A 16,090-nucleotide genomic window follows, 5' to 3' on the forward strand; every position below is an offset into this window, starting at 1 on the left:
GTTGACCACCTTTATCCCTTAAGCGGGGCTTTTGTCAATATTTCATATCCTGTGTCGACAATAGCGATTGTGTGTTCAAAATGGGCACACATTTCCCCATCCGTGGTAACGACGGTCCAGTTATCTTTCAATGTTCGGACATGCCGCCTGCCCGCATTAACCATCGGTTCGATGGCCAGAACCATTCCTTCTTTCAGTCTCGGCCCTTTGCCGGGCGGACCAAAATGGGGGATTTGCGGGTCTTCATGGAGACTTTGACCAACCCCGTGACCGACATACTCTCTCACAATGGAAAAACCATGTGCTTCCGCATACGTTTGAATCGCATGAGAAATGTTTGACAGTCTTGCACCAGGTTGAGCTTCAGCAAGTCCTTTATATAGTGATTCTTCGGTGACTTCGAGGAGCTTGCCAGTCTTTTCATTGATTGTTCCCACCGGATACGTCCAGGCGGAATCACCGTGGTAGCCCTGGTAGTCGGCGCCAATATCAATGCTGATAATGTCACCGTTTTTCAGAGCCCGGTCTCCCGGAATTCCGTGTACCAATTGATCATTTACTGAAGCACAGATGCTGCCAGTAAATCCATTATAGCCTTTAAAAGATGGAATCGCATCATTGTTACGAATGAATGTGTCTGCGATGTGGTCCAGTTCCTTCGTCGTGATCCCAGGTTCAATGTGTTTTTGAAGCTCCTGATGAGTCAAAGCTACGATTTCTCCTGCATGACGCATGATATCAAGCTCTCGCGGAGTCTTACAAATGATCATTGATGGCTTCCTTTCAAAAGCTGATCAATATCTTCAAAAACGTCTTGTATGTCTTTCTGGCCGTTAATGTTACGAAGGTAGCCTTTTTCACTGTAAAAGTCAACTAGCGGCTGTGTTTGCTCCCAATTGACTTCTAAACGTTTTTCAACCGTTTCAGGCTTGTCATCATCCCGTTGAATCAAGTCACTTCCGTCTTTATCACATTTACCCTGTACCTGCGGAGGATTAAAAATCTCATGGTAAGCTGTTCCGCAGTCAGGGCAGATCCAGCGACCAGTCAGACGTTTAAAAAGATCCTCTTTTGGTACCTTGATATATAAAACATGATCTAATTGACGATCAAGTTCATTTAATATTTCTTCCAGTGCGGATGCCTGGGCGACAGTACGAGGAAAGCCGTCAAGTAAAAAGCCGTCCTTGCAGTCATCTTTGCTTAAGCGCTCTTTTACAATTCCAACCGTCACTTCGTCCGGTACAAGGTTTCCCTCATCCATGAAAGCTTTTGCCTTAAGGCCTAATTCTGTTCCATTTTTAATAGCTGCACGGAACATATCTCCGGTTGAAATGTGAGGAACGCCATATTTATCAACGATTTTATCTGCTTGAGTACCTTTTCCTGCACCTGGAAGTCCCATTAAGATTAGATTCATTGTATTCCCTCCACCGTTTTAGCCTACGATCGAAGGCAAAGGGAGATTAACTCCCTTATTATTTAATAAAGCCTTTGTAGGATCGTTTAATTAATTGACTCTCAATTTGTTTCATCGTGTCCAGTGCCACACCAACAACGATCAATAAACCGGTGCCTCCTATTTGAACAGCTGGAGGAAGTCCAGCCACTTCTGTAAAGAAGACTGGTATGGTTGATACTGTTGCCAGGAACAGAGCTCCGACGAATGTCAAACGATAAAGGATTCGAGTAATATATACTTGTGTTGTCTTACCGGGACGGATTCCAGGAATGTAACCACCCTGTTTTTTCAGGTTATCCGCCATTTGCTCAGGATTCACCTGAACGAATGTATAGAAATACGTAAACCCGATGATTAGCGCCGCGTAAACAACAAGTCCAAACGGCTGCGTATAATCAAAGTTACGAGTAACCCAACCAGCTATCGCACTCTCATCTCCAAAGAATCCTGCCACTGTGGGCGGGAAAATAAACAGAGACATCGCAAAGATAACTGGAATAACCCCGGCTGAGTTCACCTTTAACGGCAAGTGAGTCGATTGACCTCCTTGCGGCTTCCCAGCAACCAATCGCTTGGCGTATTGAACAGGAATCTTTCTAAGGGCCTGTTGTACAAAAATAACTCCGACGACGATCGCTAAAAGTGCCAAGAGAAGTAACAATACGGTTACAATGTTAATAAACAAGGCATCTCCTGCGTCTTCGAATTGAGTTACATAAATTTGATTAACTCCATTCGGAATCCCAGCAGCAATCCCGGCAAAAATCATAATCGATATCCCGTTACCGACTCCGTTTGCTGTTACCTGTTCACCTAACCAGAGCAGGAAGGCTGTTCCCGCGGTTAAAGTTAAAGCAATCAGCAAATAAGTAGTCATATTTGGGTTAGGTACAAGGCCTTCAAAAATGTTATTGAAACCAATAGACATTCCTAAGGCTTGAATAAACGCGATTACAATCGTTCCGTATCTTGTTACTTGGGCCAGCTTTTTACGACCTGCTTCGCCTTGTTTCGACCACTCAGCGAACTTAGGGACTACATCCATCCGTAACAACTGAACGATAATGGATGCAGTAATGTACGGCATAATCCCTGTCGCAAAAATAGAGAAGTTTTCAAGAGCTCCTCCGCCAAAGGTATTCAGAAAACCAAAGGCGTTCATTTCTCCACCAAAATCCAATATATCAGCGTTTACTCCCGGAGCCGGGATATGGGCACCGATACGGAAGACGATTAACATCGCTAAGGTGAATAATATTTTGTTTCGTAAATCACCAACACGAAAAATATTGGAGATTGTCTGGAACATTAAATCACCTCAGTCGTTCCGCCAGCGGCTTCAATCGCTTCCTTTGAAGATCCTGAGAATTTATGAGCTTTTACTGTAAGCTTACGGTCAAGAGTCCCGTTACCAAGAATCTTAATTCCGTCTTTTTCGTTCTTGACTACACCTGATTCTACAAGTAGTTCAGGTGTAACTTCTGTACCCTCTTCGAAACGGTTTAGCGTTTCAAGGTTTACGATGGCGTAAGTTGTACGGTTAGGGTTTTTAAATCCGCGTTTTGGTAAACGGCGGAAAATAGGCATTTGTCCACCTTCAAACCCTGGGCGTACTCCTCCACCAGAACGGGCGTTTTGACCTTTGTGACCTTTACCGGCAGTTTTACCATTACCAGTAGCAATCCCGCGGCCTTTACGCTTACGTTCTTTACGTGATCCTTCAGAAGGTTGTAATTCGTGAAGTTGCATGTTGACACCTCCTCAACTGTTTATCAATTAAGCTTCGATTTCTTTCACACTGATAAGGTGGGAAACTTTGTTTACCATTCCTCGCATTGCTTCGTTATCCTCTTGCACGACAGTGTGATTGACTTTACGAAGACCTAAAGTCTTCACAGTCACACGCTGATCTTCAGGGCGTCCGATCAGGCTTCGTTTGAGGGTAATTTCCAGTTTTTTTGCCATGCCAAAATCCCTCCTTAACCTAGCAACTCTTCTACAGATTTGCCGCGTAGTTTTGCAACATCTTCTGGACTCTTCAAGCTTTCAAGCCCTTGAATTGTCGCACGTACCATGTTAATAGGGTTATTTGACCCTAAGGATTTAGACAGGATGTCACCTACACCAGCTAACTCAAGTACCGCACGGACAGGTCCGCCTGCGATAACTCCGGTACCTTCAGAGGCCGGCTTAAGCAGCACACTGCCTGCACCAAACTCACCAGTGATCTGGTGTGGAATTGTAGTTCCTTGAATTGGTACGCGAATTAAGTTTTTCTTACCGTCTTCGATAGCTTTTCGAATAGCTTCAGGCACTTCTAGTGCTTTACCCATTCCAAAACCAACGTGTCCGTTTTTATCACCAACGACAACGAGTGCGGCGAAGCGGAAACGACGTCCACCTTTAACAACCTTCGCTACACGGTTGACCGTTACGACTCTTTCTTCAATTTCCAATTTAGTTGGATCGATACGCAATGAATTTCCCTCCTTTTAGCCTTGATTAAAACTTAAGACCTGCTTCACGTGCAGCGTCTGCAAGTTCTTGTACACGACCGTGGTAGAGGTAACCGCCACGATCAAATACTACGGATTCATGACCTTTTTCAAGGGCACGCTTTGCTACAAGTTCGCCAACTTGACGAGCTGCTTCTTTGTTCCCGCCGTTTTCAATGTCGAGTTCTTTATCTAAGCTTGAAGCACCTGCTACAGTAACGCCTGCTACGTCATCAATGAGCTGTGCGTAAATGTGCTTATTAGAACGGAAAACATTTAAGCGGGGACGTTCGGCAGTTCCAGTGATCGAACGACGAACGTGGGCGTGTCTTTTCTTACGTACCGCGTTCTTGTCAGTCTTCGAGATCATTGAACGTCATTCCTTTCTTTCCGTTATTAGGGATTATTTCCCTGTCTTACCTTCCTTACGTCGTACATATTCGCCTGCATAACGAACACCTTTACCTTTGTAAGGTTCAGGTCTTCTTGTAGAACGAATATTTGAGGCAAGTGCTCCAACACGTTCTTTATCGATACCTTTAACGATAATTTCTGTATTAGAAGGTACTTCAATTTCAAGTCCGTTGTCTGCTACAAACTCTACAGGGTGAGAAAGACCTACGTTTAAGACTACTTTGTTGCCAGTCTTTTGCGCACGGTAACCAACCCCTACTAGTTCAAGCTTCTTTTCAAAGCCTTTCGTTACGCCTTCAATCATGTTGTTGATCATGCTGCGTGTTGTACCATGAAGGGAACGGTGCTCTTTATGATCAGAAGGACGCGCAACAGTGATCGTGTTGTCTTCCTGATTTACGATCATATCGTGGTGAATTTCGCGCTGAAGTTCACCTTTTGGTCCTTTTACAGTAATAGTTGTATTGTCGATTTTCACTTCTACTCCGGAAGGAACCTCAACTGGTTTTAAACCAACTCGAGACATGCCTTACACCTCCATTCTGTTACGTACTTTATTACCAAACGTAAGCGAGTACTTCTCCGCCTACTTTTTGTTGACGAGCTTCTTTATCAGTGATAACGCCTGTTGATGAAGAAATAATCGCGATTCCCAGTCCGCCAAGTACTCGTGGCAGTTCATCTGACTTAGCATAAACGCGTAAGCCCGGCTTACTGATTTTCTTAAGTCCGGTGATAACTTTTTCGTTATTGGCACCATACTTAAGGAAAATACGAAGGATACCTTGTTTGCTATCCTCAATGTATTCATAATCGCGAATGAAACCTTCGCGCTTTAAAATGTCAGCAACTTCTCGCTTGATTGTTGAAGCTGGAAGCTCCAAACTTGTGTGTCGAACTGTATTCGCATTGCGAATACGAGTTAGCATATCAGCAATTGGATCTGTCATGACCATCGTATTTACCTCCTTCCCTAAACGGAATTACCAGCTAGCTTTTTTAACGCCCGGAATTTGACCTTTATATGCAAGTTCCCGGAAGCAGATACGGCAAAGTTTAAATTTGCGAATGACACTGTGAGGGCGTCCACAACGTTCGCAACGTGTGTATTCCTGTACATTAAACTTTTTAGTACGCTTCTGTTTTGCGATCATCGATTTTTTCGCCAAGGTCTTCACTCCTCTCTTTGGCAAACTTGTTATTTTTGAAACGGCATGCCCATCTGAGTGAGAAGTTCGCGTGCTTCTTCGTCAGTATTAGCCGTAGTGACAATTACGATATCCATACCGCGAACTTTATCTACTTTGTCATACTCGATTTCTGGGAAAATCAATTGTTCTTTAACTCCCAAAGTGTAGTTTCCACGTCCGTCAAATGCTTTTTTAGAAACACCGCGGAAGTCACGTACACGCGGAAGGGAAACAGTGATTAGCTTATCCAGGAATTGATACATACGCTCGCCGCGCAATGTAACCTTGGCACCGATCGGCATACCTTCACGAAGTTTAAATCCGGCGATGGATTTCTTGGCTTTCGTGATTAACGGCTTTTGACCACTAATCAGTGTGAGTTCCTCAACAGCTTTATCAAGAACTTTAGAGTTCTGTACTGCATCACCGACACCCATGTTTACAACGATTTTTTCAACACGTGGTACTTCCATAACGGAAGAGTAGTTAAATTTCTCTGTTAAAGCAGGAGTGATATCCTGGTTGAACTTTTCTTTCAAACGACTCATTGAGTTGACCTCCTTTCAGCCACTGGCGCTTACTTATCTAAAGACTCGCCAGATTTTTTCGCGATTCTAACTTTCTTTCCATTTTCTTCTTTATATCCAACGCGTGTTGGTTCACCCGTTTTTGGATCAATTGGCATCACGTTTGAGACGTGGACAGGCGCTTCTTGATTCAAAATTCCACCTTGTGGATTTGATTGGGACGGCTTAGCATGTTTTTTCACCATATTTACGCCTTCCACAAGCACACGGTTTTGGTTCGGGTATGCTTCAAGAATTTTACCTTCTTTGCCTTTGTCTTTTCCAGAGATGACTTTGACGTTATCTCCTTGCTTGACGTGCAATTTCGGTTGAGACATGAGGGCACCTCCTCTTAAGACGAATATTTCCGTTCATATGATTTATCATTAAAGAACTTCAGGAGCTAAAGAAACGATCTTCATAAATTGATTCTCACGTAATTCACGTGCAACCGGTCCGAAGATACGTGTTCCTCGCGGGCTCTTATCGTCACGGACGATCACCGCTGCGTTTTCGTCAAACTTAATGTAAGATCCGTCTTGACGGCGAGCACCGCTCTTTGAACGAACGATTACCGCACGGACTACTTCACCTTTCTTGACAACGCCACCAGGTGTTGCTTGCTTTACAGAACAGACAATTACGTCTCCAATGTTAGCTACTTTACGTCCGGATCCTCCAAGAACTTTAATACATTGCACTTCACGTGCTCCTGAGTTATCGGCAACTTTTAATCGGCTTTCTTGCTGAATCATTGACTTCTTTACCTCCCTTCAGGTAAGCAAAACATAAACTTTTAAGTTAAACGATGATAGATTCCTCTACGATTTCTACGAGACGGAAACGCTTATCCTTGGATAATGGCTTAGTTTCCATGATTCGTACAACGTCACCATTTTTGGCTGAGTTATTTTCATCATGCGCTTTTAACTTTTTAGAGTATTTTACACGCTTTCCATAGAGCGAGTGCATTTTATACGTTTCGACAACAACTGTGATGGTTTTGTCCATCTTGTCAGATGTTACGCGACCAACATAGCTTTTGCGGTTGTTACGTTCTTCCACTGTGCAAACCTCCTCTCAGGACTATTCGTTCGTGATACCGAGTTCTCGTTCACGTAAAACTGTTTTTGCACGGGCAATTGATTTTTTCACTTCGCGAATACGGGCTGGATTATCAAGCTGTCCAGTCGCAAGCTGAAAGCGAAGGTTAAATAGTTCTTCTTTCAAAGACTTGGATTTTTGTTCGATTTCTGCAGTGGTAAGGTTGCGAATCTCATTAGCTCTCATTTGCGTCACCACCCACTTCTTCACGTTTTACAAATTTAGTTTTAATCGGCAGCTTGTGAGAAGCAAGACGTAGTGCTTCACGAGCTACTTCTTCGGATACCCCAGCTATTTCAAACATAATTTTCCCTGGCTTAACAACTGCCACCCAGCCTTCAGGCGCCCCTTTACCGGAACCCATTCGAACTTCTAAAGGTTTTGATGTATAAGGCTTATCCGGGAAAATTTTAATCCATACTTTACCTCCACGCTTCATATAACGTGTCATGGCAATACGTGCAGATTCAATTTGTCGGTTAGTGATCCAGGAAGCTTCAAGAGCTTGCAAACCATATTCACCGAATGTTACTTCTTTTCCGCCTTTCGCACGGCCGCGCATTTTCCCACGGTGTTCACGACGGAATTTAACACGTTTAGGCATTAGCATGATTAATTTCCTCCTTCCTCTTCATTCGTTCCTTTCGTTGGAAGGACCTCACCTTTGTAAATCCACACTTTAACACCGAGCTTACCGTAAGTTGTATCTGCTTCTGCAGTTCCGTACGCTATGTCAGCTCTTAAAGTGTGTAGAGGAACAGTTCCTTCGCTGTATGATTCAGAACGAGCAATATCGGCACCGCCAAGACGACCAGAAACTTCTGTTCTAATCCCAAGTGCGCCTGCACGCATCGTACGTTGAATAGATTGTTTCATCGCACGACGGAATGAAATACGATTTTCTAATTGACGAGCAATGTTTTCAGCAACAAGTCTGGAATCAAGATCTGGTTTCTTGACTTCATTGATGTTGATGTGTACACGCTTGCCGGTTAATTGATTTAGAGCTTTACGTAATGCTTCTACTTCAGAACCACCTTTACCAATAACCATTCCTGGCTTGGCAGTGTAAATCGTTACGTTCACACGGTTAGCCGCGCGCTCGATTTCAATTGTGGAGACTGAAGCTTCACTAAGACGCTTCTCCAGGTATTCACGAATTTTGATATCTTCGTGAAGCAGGTCAGCATAATCTTTATCAGCGTACCATTTTGACTCCCAGTCGCGAATAACGCCGACACGAAGTCCATTAGGATTTACTTTTTGACCCACACTTATCCCTCCTTCTTTTCTGTAAGAACGACCGTTATATGGCTCGTACGTTTGTTGATTCGGCTCGCACGTCCCATTGCACGTGGGCGGAATCTTTTTAGTGTAATACCTTCATCTACATATGCCTGGCTGACAACTAAGTTGTCAGGTTCCATTTCATAGTTATGCTCTGCGTTCGCAATGGCTGAGTTAAGAAGCTTCTCGATTACAGGAGATGCTTTTTTTGGTGTCAGACGTAAAATTGAGATTGCTTCACCAATTTCTTTACCACGAATTAAGTCTGCGACTAAGCGAACTTTGCGAGGAGCAATACGCACTTGTTTTGCAACTGCTTTTGCTTCCATGAATAGTACCTCCCCTCTTTATTAACGTCGTGTTTTCTTATCGTCTGAAGCATGGCCTTTGTACGTTCTGCTTGGTGCAAACTCACCAAGTTTGTGTCCTACCATATCTTCTGAAATATATACTGGTACATGCTTACGTCCGTCATATACCGCGATTGTGTGACCAATGAATTGTGGGAAAATTGTTGAACGACGGGACCAAGTCTTAATGACTCGCTTGTTGTCATCATCCATCGCTTCTACTTTCTTCATTAAATGATCATCGACAAAAGGTCCTTTTTTCAAGCTGCGACCCATAATGGTACCTCCCTTCGTGATTGACCTACGGTTCCACCTGAGAACCGTAGAACAACCCCGTTATTTTTTGCGACGACGCACAATATATTTATCCGTGTCTTTGTTTTTCTTACGAGTCTTATATCCAAGAGTTGGTTTACCCCATGGAGACATCGGTGATTTAAGACCGATTGGCGCACGTCCTTCACCACCACCGTGAGGGTGATCTACAGGGTTCATAACAGAACCGCGGACTGTAGGGCGCTTGCCTAACCAGCGTGAGCGGCCGGCTTTACCGATGTTTACAAGCTCATGTTCTACGTTACCAACCTGGCCGACTGTCGCACGGCAAGTTGCAAGAATCAGACGAGTTTCACCTGAACGGAGTCTGACAAGAACATAGTCTCCTTCTTTACCCAGCACTTGTGCTTCAGCTCCTGCAGAACGGACAAGCTGTCCGCCTTTTCCTGGACGAAGCTCAATGTTGTGGATAACAGTACCAACTGGAATATCTCTTAATTGAAGAGCATTACCAACTTTGATGTCGGCATCTTTTCCAGACATGATTTCCATACCAACTTTAAGATTTTTAGGAGCAAGGATATAACGCTTTTCTCCATCTGCATAGTTGATAAGTGCGATGTTCGCAGAACGGTTTGGATCGTATTCGATCGTAGCAACGCGCCCTGGAATTCCATCTTTGTCACGCTTAAAGTCAATAATTCGGTATTGACGCTTGTGACCGCCGCCTTGGTGGCGAACTGTTAATCTGCCTTGGTTATTTCGACCGCCGCGCTTGTGTAATGGAGCTAGCAATGATTTTTCCGGCTTATCTGTTGTAAGGTCCTGAAAATCAAGAGTAGTCATTCCGCGACGACCGTTAGTGGTCGGTTTGTACTTTTTAATAGCCATCAGAGTTTCCCTCCTTCTCTATAGATTATTGTTTACGCACCTTCAAAGAATTCTAGTTCTTTGCTGTCCGCTGAAAGTTCAACAATGGCTTTTTTGCGCTTGCGAGTATAGCCTGTATAACGTCCGAAACGCTTAAACTTCCCTTTGTAGTTCATCGTATTTACGTTAACTACTGTTACGCCGAAAATTTCTTCCACAGCGTCTTTGATCTGTGATTTATTCGCACGAGGATCTACCTCAAACGTATATTTCTTATCAACCATTAAGTCCGCTGAGCGTTCTGTAATGATGGGGCGCTTAATAATATCTCTTACGTCTGCCATTATGCAAGCACCTCCTCTACTTGTTTCACAGCATCCTGGGTAATGATGAGCTTCTCATGGTTAAGAAGATCGAGAACATTAACTCCATCTGCTGTTACAAATTTTACTCCCGGAAGGTTACGTACAGATAATGCAACAGCATCGTTGTAATCGTTGGAAACAACAAGTGCTTTTGTATCTGCTGTTAATCCGGCAAGAATTTGTTTCATTTCCTTAGTCTTTGGTGCTTCAAGGCTCAATCCTTCCACTACGCGAATATTTTCCTCATTCACTTTGGAAGAAAGAGCAGATCTTAAAGCTAAACGACGTTGTTTCTTAGGCATCTTATATCCGTAGCTGCGCGGTGAAGGTCCGAATGTTACTCCACCACCAACCCAGATAGGCGAACGGATAGTTCCGTGACGGGCACGGCCTGTTCCTTTTTGTCTCCAAGGCTTGCGTCCGCCGCCGCGAACGTCTGAACGGCCTTTTGTAGAATGTGTACCTTGACGTTGAGATGCTTGCTGCATCACAACTGCGTCGTATAGAACACTTTCATTAGGCTCTATACCGAAAACGTTGTCTGAAAGTTCAATATCGCCAACTTGTGAGCCAGTCTGGTTATATAGTGTAACTTTTGGCATCTGGGCTCCTCCTTTCCTTTACAAAATTACTCAGCAGCTTTAATTGCTGATGTGACAGTCACGTAGCTTTTCTTCGCTCCAGGAATATTCCCTTTAACAAGAAGAATATTACGTTCTGTATCTACTTTTACGATCTCAAGATTCTGGATAGTCACTTGCTCTCCACCCATACGTCCAGGAAGCAACTTACCTGGTCTTACGTGGTTTGGATCAACAGGACCCATTGAACCAGGGCGACGGTGATAACGGGAACCGTGAGTCATCGGTCCGCGGGACTGGTTATGACGCTTAATTGCACCAGCAAACCCTTTACCTTTTGATGTACCGGTTACGTCTACCGTATCTCCTTCAGCAAATGTATCAACTTTGACTTCCTGACCAACCTCGTAATCCGCTGCACTTACATTGCGGAATTCTTTAATGAAGCGCTTAGGGGCAGTATTTGCTTTTTGAGCATGACCCTTTGCAGGTTTGTTTTGACGATTTTCCTTCTCGTCTGCAAAACCTAGCTGGATCGCTTCGTATCCTTCACCTTCTGCAGTTTTTCTTTGAAGAACTACGTTAGGTTCAGCTTGAATAACAGTTACAGGAACTGCTTCTCCAGTTTCAGAGAAAATTTGGGTCATACCTAATTTTCTACCTAAGATTCCTTTGGCCATTCGTCACACCTCCTATTATTTCTTTTCATATTTTAAAATTACAATTTAATTTCAATATCAACGCCTGACGGCAGGTCCAATCTCATTAACGCATCAACAGTTTGTGGTGTTGGGTCAATGATATCGATTAGACGTTTATGTGTACGCATCTCGAATTGCTCACGAGAATCTTTGTACTTGTGTACGGCACGAAGAATTGTATAAACAGATCTTTCTGTTGGAAGCGGGATAGGACCAGATACACCGGCACCTGAACGCTTAGCTGTTTCTACAATTTTCACCGCAGATTGATCTAGAATTCTGTGATCATACGCCTTTAATCGAATACGAATCTTCTGTTTTGCCATTAGATTACCTCCTTTTTCGCCCATTTTTGGAAATAGACTTGCTCCCCGAAAATTTCCTAGCACCCTCCCATGGCAAAGGGGCCGGGTGTGTCAGCAACCTTTCGGATCTGTGCCTGTCAGTGACCAACATTAAACATTATACAAGAATGAAAATGCGTATGCAAGGATTTTTTTAAAAAATCTCTTCCGGCCACACTTTGAATATTATACTAGGTTGATTAATGAATTTCAAGGAGTGACAGAAAGTGATTTTTTACCAGCCTTTCTGTAAAGTCACAAGTCTATACTTTATGAACGAAATTGTTTTGGTTTTAGCCCCAATCTCTGGCTTCGTCTATTATGCAGAGCTCTTCCTTTCAGGGTGAACGTTTAAGTTACCTGGCCGCGAGGCACTGTTTATGTTATTTTCAGCAGGGCTTTACTGCCCGGTCTTCCCAGCGATCATTAAATAGACAGCTTTATTTTGTTCTATTATCTCCAGCGGGTTTCTTCTATTATATAAGCCGCCCTTTTTCCATCCTGTAAATTTGTCTGCGACAGATCTGCAATGAACGCAAAAAACCGGCAGGCAGACTTACGTCCACCTTGCCGGTTTATTATAGTTAACTGGTAACTCGTATTACTTAGTGATTGTTGCTACAACACCAGCGCCTACAGTACGTCCACCCTCACGGATAGAGAATTTAGTACCTTCTTCGATAGCGATTGGTGAAATTAGCTCAACGTCCATTTCAACGTTGTCCCCAGGCATAACCATTTCTACACCTTCAGGAAGTTGAACAACACCAGTTACGTCCGTAGTACGGAAGTAGAACTGTGGACGGTAGTTAGTGAAGAATGGAGTGTGACGTCCACCCTCTTCTTTTGATAGAACGTATACTTCAGCTTTGAACCTAGTGTGTGGAGTGATTGAACCTGGCTTCGCAAGAACTTGGCCACGGTTGATGTCTTCACGGGATACACCACGTAGAAGGGCACCAATGTTGTCACCAGCTTCTGCATAGTCAAGAAGCTTACGGAACATCTCAACACCAGTTACTGTAGTCTTTTTAGAGTCTTCTTCAAGACCGATGATTTCTACTTCATCACCAACGTTAAGCTGTCCACGCTCAACACGTCCTGTAGCAACAGTACCACGGCCAGTGATTGAGAATACGTCCTCAACTGGCATCATGAATGGCTTGTCTTTGTCACGGTCAGGAGTTGGGATGTAGTCATCCACTTGCTGCATTAGATCAAGGATCGCTTGCTCGTGGTCTGCATCTCCTTCAAGAGCTTTAAGAGCAGAACCTTTAACAACTGGAATGTCGTCGCCAGGGAAGTCGTACTCAGAAAGAAGGTCACGCACTTCCATTTCTACTAATTCAAGAAGCTCTTCGTCGTCTACCTGGTCAGTTTTGTTAAGGAATACCACGATTGAAGGTACACCAACCTGACGGGAAAGTAGAATGTGCTCACGAGTTTGCGGCATTGGGCCGTCAGCAGCAGATACTACAAGGATAGCTCCGTCCATTTGCGCAGCACCAGTGATCATGTTTTTAACATAGTCAGCGTGCCCTGGGCAGTCAACGTGTGCATAGTGACGAGTATCTGTTTCGTACTCAACGTGTGCAGTTGAGATAGTAATTCCACGCTCACGCTCTTCAGGCGCTCCGTCGATTTGGTCATATGCCATCGCAGAACCTTTACCTGATTTTTTGTGAAGCACGTGAGTGATAGCTGCAGTTAAAGTAGTTTTACCGTGGTCAACGTGTCCAATTGTACCAATATTGGCATGCGTTTTGGAACGATCAAATTTTTCTTTTGCCATGATCGAAATCCTCCTTAATGTTTATAAAAGTTTTTATTTTTAGGAGAAAGATGAAAGATTTAACTCTGTCACCTTTCTAAGCTTACAACAAAATTTTTGCCGGCACAATCTTTCTTCTTACTGTCCGGAAGTTTTTTTAATAATCTCTTCAGAAATACTCTTTGGTACTTCTTCATAGTGGTCAAAGTGCATGGAATACTGTCCACGACCTTGAGTATTTGAACGCAGTGAAGTGGCGTAGCCGAACATTTCAGCAAGAGGCACCATTGCGCGAACAATTTGTGCATTGGCTCGGGCATCCATACCTTCTACTCGTCCGCGACGGGAAGTTACATCACCCATAATGTCTCCCATATATTCTTCAGGAATAACGACTTCAACTTTCATAATCGGTTCAAGAAGAACTGGGTTACATTTGTTCTTAGCTTCTTTAAGGGCCATAGATGCGGCTACTTTAAAGGCCATTTCGTTAGAGTCGACATCGTGGTAAGATCCGTCGAATAGACGTGCCTTAACATCAACTAACGGGAAGCCTGCAAGAAGACCGTTATCCAGGGAATCTTTAACACCGGCTTCAACAGAACCAATGTATTCACGAGGTACTACCCCGCCTACGATATTATCTTGAAATTCAAACCCGGCGCCTTCTTCGTTTGGAGAAAATTCGATCCATACGTGACCGTACTGACCGCGTCCACCTGACTGACGGACAAATTTCCCTTCACATTTGGCTGCCTGGCGAATTGTTTCACGATAAGAAACCTGTGGGGCGCCAACATTAGCTTCCACTTTGAATTCACGTTTCATACGATCAACAATAATATCAAGGTGAAGTTCACCCATACCTGCAATGATCGTCTGGCCAGTTTCTTCATCAGTGTGAGTTTTAAATGTTGGATCCTCTTCTGCCAGCTTGGCTAACGCCATACCCATTTTGTCCTGGTCAGCCTTTGACTTAGGCTCAACAGACAATGAAATAACAGGGTCAGGGAATTCCATTGATTCAAGGATAACAAGATTTTTCTCGTCACATAGCGTGTCACCGGTAGAAGTATCTTTTAGCCCGACACCCGCGGCAATATCACCGGAGTAGCAAGTCGGAATTTCTTCACGGTGATTCGCATGCATCTGGAGAATACGTCCCATACGCTCACGCTTCCCTTTAGAAGAGTTACGGACGTAAGAACCTGCATTTACAGTTCCGGAATAAACCCGGAAGAAAGTCAGCTTACCAACATAAGGGTCAGTGGCAACTTTAAATGCCAATGCTGCAAACGGCTGGTCGTCACCTGATTTACGGACGACTCTTTCGTCTGTTTCAGGAACGTGGCCCTCGATGTCTGCAACATCTGTAGGAGCTGGAAGATAATCCACAACCGCGTCCATCAGCAGCTGAACACCTTTGTTTTTGAAGGCAGAACCACAAAGTACAGGATAGAATTCCACGTCACACGTTCCTTTACGGATCGCAGCTTTAATTTCAGCCTCTGTGACTTCTTCACCTTCTAAGTATTTCATCATTAATTCTTCATCCAATTCAGAAACAGCTTCAACGAGCTTTTCCCGGTATTCATCCGCTTGAGCTTTATACTCTTCCGGAATCTCACGGGCTTCACTTCGTGTCCCTAAATCATCAAGATAGTAGAACGCCTGCATTGTTACGAGATCAATAATCCCCTCAAAGTCATCTTCCGCACCGATCGGCAGCTGAATCGCAGCAGCGTTAGCACCTAAACGGTCAGAAAGTGTGCCAAGGGAATAAATGAAGTCCGCACCAAGTTTGTCCATCTTATTAACAAAGACGATACGCGGTACGCCGTATGTTGTCGCTTGACGCCATACAGTTTCTGTTTGCGGTTCAACTCCAGATTGAGCATCCAGAACCGCAACAGCACCGTCGAGTACACGCAGTGAACGCTCAACTTCAACTGTGAAGTCTACGTGTCCTGGTGTATCGATAATGTTAATACGGTGGTTTTTCCATTGAGCAGTTGTAGCCGCAGACGTAATGGTAATCCCACGCTCTTGCTCCTGGTCCATCCAGTCCATCTGGGAACCGCCTTCGTGAGTTTCGCCAATTTTATGAATACGGCCTGTATAGAAAAGAATACGCTCTGTCGCAGTTGTTTTACCGGCGTCAATATGAGCCATAATCCCGATATTACGGGTCTTTTCTAAGGAGAACTCTCTTGCCATAGGTCAATTTCTCCTTCCTTTTACTTAAAAATGTTTAGTTGTAATTAAGCATGGTCAATCCAGAGAGGAGTTATGCCTCCCCTGTGAATTGAGACCG

26 protein-coding genes are annotated in these 16,090 nt (G+C 44.0%); all 26 read right to left on the reverse strand.

What is annotated here, in order from left to right; all coding sequences use genetic code 11:
* Positions 1-11: 11 nt before the first annotated feature.
* The 26 genes from map to fusA all read right to left on the reverse strand — a co-directional run bounded on the left by map (position 12) and on the right by fusA (position 15,993).
* On the reverse strand, positions 12-770 hold the full coding sequence (gene map / locus BMW59_RS12590; protein ID WP_093052601.1) for a type I methionyl aminopeptidase: 759 nt from the start codon (positions 768-770) through the stop codon (positions 12-14).
* On the reverse strand, positions 767-1,420 hold the full coding sequence (locus BMW59_RS12595) for an adenylate kinase (protein WP_093052605.1): 654 nt from the start codon (positions 1,418-1,420) through the stop codon (positions 767-769). The genes map and BMW59_RS12595 overlap by 4 nt, the downstream gene beginning before the upstream one ends.
* Before the next feature lie 58 nt (positions 1,421-1,478).
* Positions 1,479-2,771, reverse strand: a complete 1,293-nt coding sequence (secY, locus tag BMW59_RS12600) for a preprotein translocase subunit SecY (RefSeq protein WP_093052608.1) — start codon at positions 2,769-2,771, stop codon at positions 1,479-1,481.
* Positions 2,771-3,211 carry a 50S ribosomal protein L15 gene (rplO, locus tag BMW59_RS12605; RefSeq protein ID WP_093052611.1) on the reverse strand — a complete coding sequence of 147 codons (441 nt, stop codon included), beginning with the start codon at positions 3,209-3,211 and terminating at the stop codon, positions 2,771-2,773. Before rplO ends, secY begins: the two co-directional genes overlap by 1 nt.
* 27 nt (positions 3,212-3,238) lie before the next feature.
* On the reverse strand, positions 3,239-3,427 hold the full coding sequence (gene rpmD, locus BMW59_RS12610; protein WP_093052614.1) for a 50S ribosomal protein L30: 189 nt from the start codon (positions 3,425-3,427) through the stop codon (positions 3,239-3,241).
* Positions 3,428-3,441: 14 nt separating this feature from the next.
* Positions 3,442-3,939: a 30S ribosomal protein S5 gene (rpsE, locus tag BMW59_RS12615; protein WP_093052617.1), complete on the reverse strand. Its 498-nt coding sequence runs from the start codon at positions 3,937-3,939 to the stop codon at positions 3,442-3,444.
* A gap of 25 nt (positions 3,940-3,964) precedes the next feature.
* Entirely contained in the window at positions 3,965-4,327 is a 363-nt protein-coding gene (gene rplR / locus BMW59_RS12620) for a 50S ribosomal protein L18 (protein WP_093052620.1), read from the reverse strand.
* Positions 4,328-4,360: 33 nt separating this feature from the next.
* Positions 4,361-4,897: a 50S ribosomal protein L6 gene (rplF, locus tag BMW59_RS12625; RefSeq protein WP_093052623.1), complete on the reverse strand. Its 537-nt coding sequence runs from the start codon at positions 4,895-4,897 to the stop codon at positions 4,361-4,363.
* Positions 4,898-4,928: 31 nt separating this feature from the next.
* Positions 4,929-5,327, reverse strand: a complete 399-nt coding sequence (gene rpsH / locus BMW59_RS12630) for a 30S ribosomal protein S8 (RefSeq protein ID WP_093052626.1) — start codon at positions 5,325-5,327, stop codon at positions 4,929-4,931.
* Positions 5,328-5,354: 27 nt separating this feature from the next.
* Complete coding sequence (gene rpsN, locus BMW59_RS12635; protein ID WP_093052629.1) at positions 5,355-5,540, reverse strand: 30S ribosomal protein S14; 186 nt, start codon at positions 5,538-5,540, stop codon at positions 5,355-5,357.
* 29 nt (positions 5,541-5,569) lie between these two features.
* The gene (gene rplE / locus BMW59_RS12640) at positions 5,570-6,109 is read right to left on the reverse strand and encodes a 50S ribosomal protein L5 (protein ID WP_093052632.1); all 540 of its coding nucleotides are present in this window, start codon (positions 6,107-6,109) and stop codon (positions 5,570-5,572) included.
* Positions 6,110-6,138: 29 nt separating this feature from the next.
* The gene (gene rplX, locus BMW59_RS12645; RefSeq protein WP_093052794.1) at positions 6,139-6,450 is read right to left on the reverse strand and encodes a 50S ribosomal protein L24; all 312 of its coding nucleotides are present in this window, start codon (positions 6,448-6,450) and stop codon (positions 6,139-6,141) included.
* Positions 6,451-6,513: 63 nt separating this feature from the next.
* The gene (gene rplN, locus BMW59_RS12650) at positions 6,514-6,882 is read right to left on the reverse strand and encodes a 50S ribosomal protein L14 (protein ID WP_093052635.1); all 369 of its coding nucleotides are present in this window, start codon (positions 6,880-6,882) and stop codon (positions 6,514-6,516) included.
* Between the two features lie 46 nt (positions 6,883-6,928).
* Entirely contained in the window at positions 6,929-7,192 is a 264-nt protein-coding gene (rpsQ, locus tag BMW59_RS12655) for a 30S ribosomal protein S17 (RefSeq protein WP_093052637.1), read from the reverse strand.
* A 21-nt stretch (positions 7,193-7,213) separates the two neighbouring features.
* On the reverse strand, positions 7,214-7,417 hold the full coding sequence (gene rpmC, locus BMW59_RS12660) for a 50S ribosomal protein L29 (protein WP_093052640.1): 204 nt from the start codon (positions 7,415-7,417) through the stop codon (positions 7,214-7,216).
* The gene (gene rplP, locus BMW59_RS12665; RefSeq protein ID WP_093052643.1) at positions 7,407-7,841 is read right to left on the reverse strand and encodes a 50S ribosomal protein L16; all 435 of its coding nucleotides are present in this window, start codon (positions 7,839-7,841) and stop codon (positions 7,407-7,409) included. The genes rpmC and rplP overlap by 11 nt, the downstream gene beginning before the upstream one ends.
* Before the next feature lie 2 nt (positions 7,842-7,843).
* Entirely contained in the window at positions 7,844-8,503 is a 660-nt protein-coding gene (gene rpsC / locus BMW59_RS12670) for a 30S ribosomal protein S3 (RefSeq protein WP_093052645.1), read from the reverse strand.
* 2 nt (positions 8,504-8,505) lie between these two features.
* Complete coding sequence (gene rplV / locus BMW59_RS12675; protein WP_093052648.1) at positions 8,506-8,847, reverse strand: 50S ribosomal protein L22; 342 nt, start codon at positions 8,845-8,847, stop codon at positions 8,506-8,508.
* Between the two features lie 21 nt (positions 8,848-8,868).
* Positions 8,869-9,144 carry a 30S ribosomal protein S19 gene (rpsS, locus tag BMW59_RS12680; protein ID WP_093052651.1) on the reverse strand — a complete coding sequence of 92 codons (276 nt, stop codon included), beginning with the start codon at positions 9,142-9,144 and terminating at the stop codon, positions 8,869-8,871.
* A 60-nt stretch (positions 9,145-9,204) separates the two neighbouring features.
* Positions 9,205-10,035, reverse strand: coding sequence for a 50S ribosomal protein L2 (rplB, locus tag BMW59_RS12685; RefSeq protein WP_093052654.1), 831 nt, complete (start codon positions 10,033-10,035; stop codon positions 9,205-9,207).
* Between the two features lie 32 nt (positions 10,036-10,067).
* Positions 10,068-10,358, reverse strand: coding sequence for a 50S ribosomal protein L23 (rplW, locus tag BMW59_RS12690; protein WP_093052656.1), 291 nt, complete (start codon positions 10,356-10,358; stop codon positions 10,068-10,070).
* On the reverse strand, positions 10,358-10,981 hold the full coding sequence (gene rplD, locus BMW59_RS12695) for a 50S ribosomal protein L4 (RefSeq protein WP_093052659.1): 624 nt from the start codon (positions 10,979-10,981) through the stop codon (positions 10,358-10,360). The genes rplW and rplD overlap by 1 nt, the downstream gene beginning before the upstream one ends.
* A gap of 26 nt (positions 10,982-11,007) precedes the next feature.
* Complete coding sequence (rplC, locus tag BMW59_RS12700; RefSeq protein ID WP_093052662.1) at positions 11,008-11,640, reverse strand: 50S ribosomal protein L3; 633 nt, start codon at positions 11,638-11,640, stop codon at positions 11,008-11,010.
* A 38-nt stretch (positions 11,641-11,678) separates the two neighbouring features.
* Positions 11,679-11,987 (reverse strand): 30S ribosomal protein S10, encoded by a 309-nt coding sequence (rpsJ, locus tag BMW59_RS12705; protein ID WP_093052665.1) that lies wholly within the window; start codon positions 11,985-11,987, stop codon positions 11,679-11,681.
* Positions 11,988-12,606: 619 nt separating this feature from the next.
* Complete coding sequence (tuf, locus tag BMW59_RS12710; protein WP_093052669.1) at positions 12,607-13,797, reverse strand: elongation factor Tu; 1,191 nt, start codon at positions 13,795-13,797, stop codon at positions 12,607-12,609.
* Between the two features lie 117 nt (positions 13,798-13,914).
* Complete coding sequence (gene fusA / locus BMW59_RS12715) at positions 13,915-15,993, reverse strand: elongation factor G (protein ID WP_093052672.1); 2,079 nt, start codon at positions 15,991-15,993, stop codon at positions 13,915-13,917.
* Positions 15,994-16,090: the final 97 nt, after the last annotated feature.

The organism is Salipaludibacillus aurantiacus (assembly GCF_900111295.1).
In the GTDB taxonomy this organism is placed as follows: Bacteria; Bacillota; Bacilli; order Bacillales; family Salisediminibacteriaceae; genus Salipaludibacillus; species Salipaludibacillus aurantiacus.

What these genes read in the sequence shown, in the direction of transcription:
- map (WP_093052601.1), bottom strand. Translation starts at nt 770, where the DNA reads ATGATCATTTGTAAGACTCCGCGAGAGCTTGATATCATGCGTCATGCA.
- BMW59_RS12595 (WP_093052605.1), bottom strand. Translation starts at nt 1,420, where the DNA reads ATGAATCTAATCTTAATGGGACTTCCAGGTGCAGGAAAAGGTACTCAA.
- secY (WP_093052608.1), bottom strand. Translation starts at nt 2,771, where the DNA reads ATGTTCCAGACAATCTCCAATATTTTTCGTGTTGGTGATTTACGAAAC.
- rplO (WP_093052611.1), bottom strand. Translation starts at nt 3,211, where the DNA reads ATGCAACTTCACGAATTACAACCTTCTGAAGGATCACGTAAAGAACGT.
- rpmD (WP_093052614.1), bottom strand. Translation starts at nt 3,427, where the DNA reads ATGGCAAAAAAACTGGAAATTACCCTCAAACGAAGCCTGATCGGACGC.
- rplR (WP_093052620.1), bottom strand. Translation starts at nt 4,327, where the DNA reads ATGATCTCGAAGACTGACAAGAACGCGGTACGTAAGAAAAGACACGCC.
- rplF (WP_093052623.1), bottom strand. Translation starts at nt 4,897, where the DNA reads ATGTCTCGAGTTGGTTTAAAACCAGTTGAGGTTCCTTCCGGAGTAGAA.
- rpsH (WP_093052626.1), bottom strand. Translation starts at nt 5,327, where the DNA reads ATGGTCATGACAGATCCAATTGCTGATATGCTAACTCGTATTCGCAAT.
- rplE (WP_093052632.1), bottom strand. Translation starts at nt 6,109, where the DNA reads ATGAGTCGTTTGAAAGAAAAGTTCAACCAGGATATCACTCCTGCTTTA.
- rplN (WP_093052635.1), bottom strand. Translation starts at nt 6,882, where the DNA reads ATGATTCAGCAAGAAAGCCGATTAAAAGTTGCCGATAACTCAGGAGCA.
- rpmC (WP_093052640.1), bottom strand. Translation starts at nt 7,417, where the DNA reads ATGAGAGCTAATGAGATTCGCAACCTTACCACTGCAGAAATCGAACAA.
- rplP (WP_093052643.1), bottom strand. Translation starts at nt 7,841, where the DNA reads ATGCTAATGCCTAAACGTGTTAAATTCCGTCGTGAACACCGTGGGAAA.
- rplV (WP_093052648.1), bottom strand. Translation starts at nt 8,847, where the DNA reads ATGGAAGCAAAAGCAGTTGCAAAACAAGTGCGTATTGCTCCTCGCAAA.
- rpsS (WP_093052651.1), bottom strand. Translation starts at nt 9,144, where the DNA reads ATGGGTCGCAGCTTGAAAAAAGGACCTTTTGTCGATGATCATTTAATG.
- rplB (WP_093052654.1), bottom strand. Translation starts at nt 10,035, where the DNA reads ATGGCTATTAAAAAGTACAAACCGACCACTAACGGTCGTCGCGGAATG.
- rplW (WP_093052656.1), bottom strand. Translation starts at nt 10,358, where the DNA reads ATGGCAGACGTAAGAGATATTATTAAGCGCCCCATCATTACAGAACGC.
- rplD (WP_093052659.1), bottom strand. Translation starts at nt 10,981, where the DNA reads ATGCCAAAAGTTACACTATATAACCAGACTGGCTCACAAGTTGGCGAT.
- rplC (WP_093052662.1), bottom strand. Translation starts at nt 11,640, where the DNA reads ATGGCCAAAGGAATCTTAGGTAGAAAATTAGGTATGACCCAAATTTTC.
- rpsJ (WP_093052665.1), bottom strand. Translation starts at nt 11,987, where the DNA reads ATGGCAAAACAGAAGATTCGTATTCGATTAAAGGCGTATGATCACAGA.
- tuf (WP_093052669.1), bottom strand. Translation starts at nt 13,797, where the DNA reads ATGGCAAAAGAAAAATTTGATCGTTCCAAAACGCATGCCAATATTGGT.
- fusA (WP_093052672.1), bottom strand. Translation starts at nt 15,993, where the DNA reads ATGGCAAGAGAGTTCTCCTTAGAAAAGACCCGTAATATCGGGATTATG.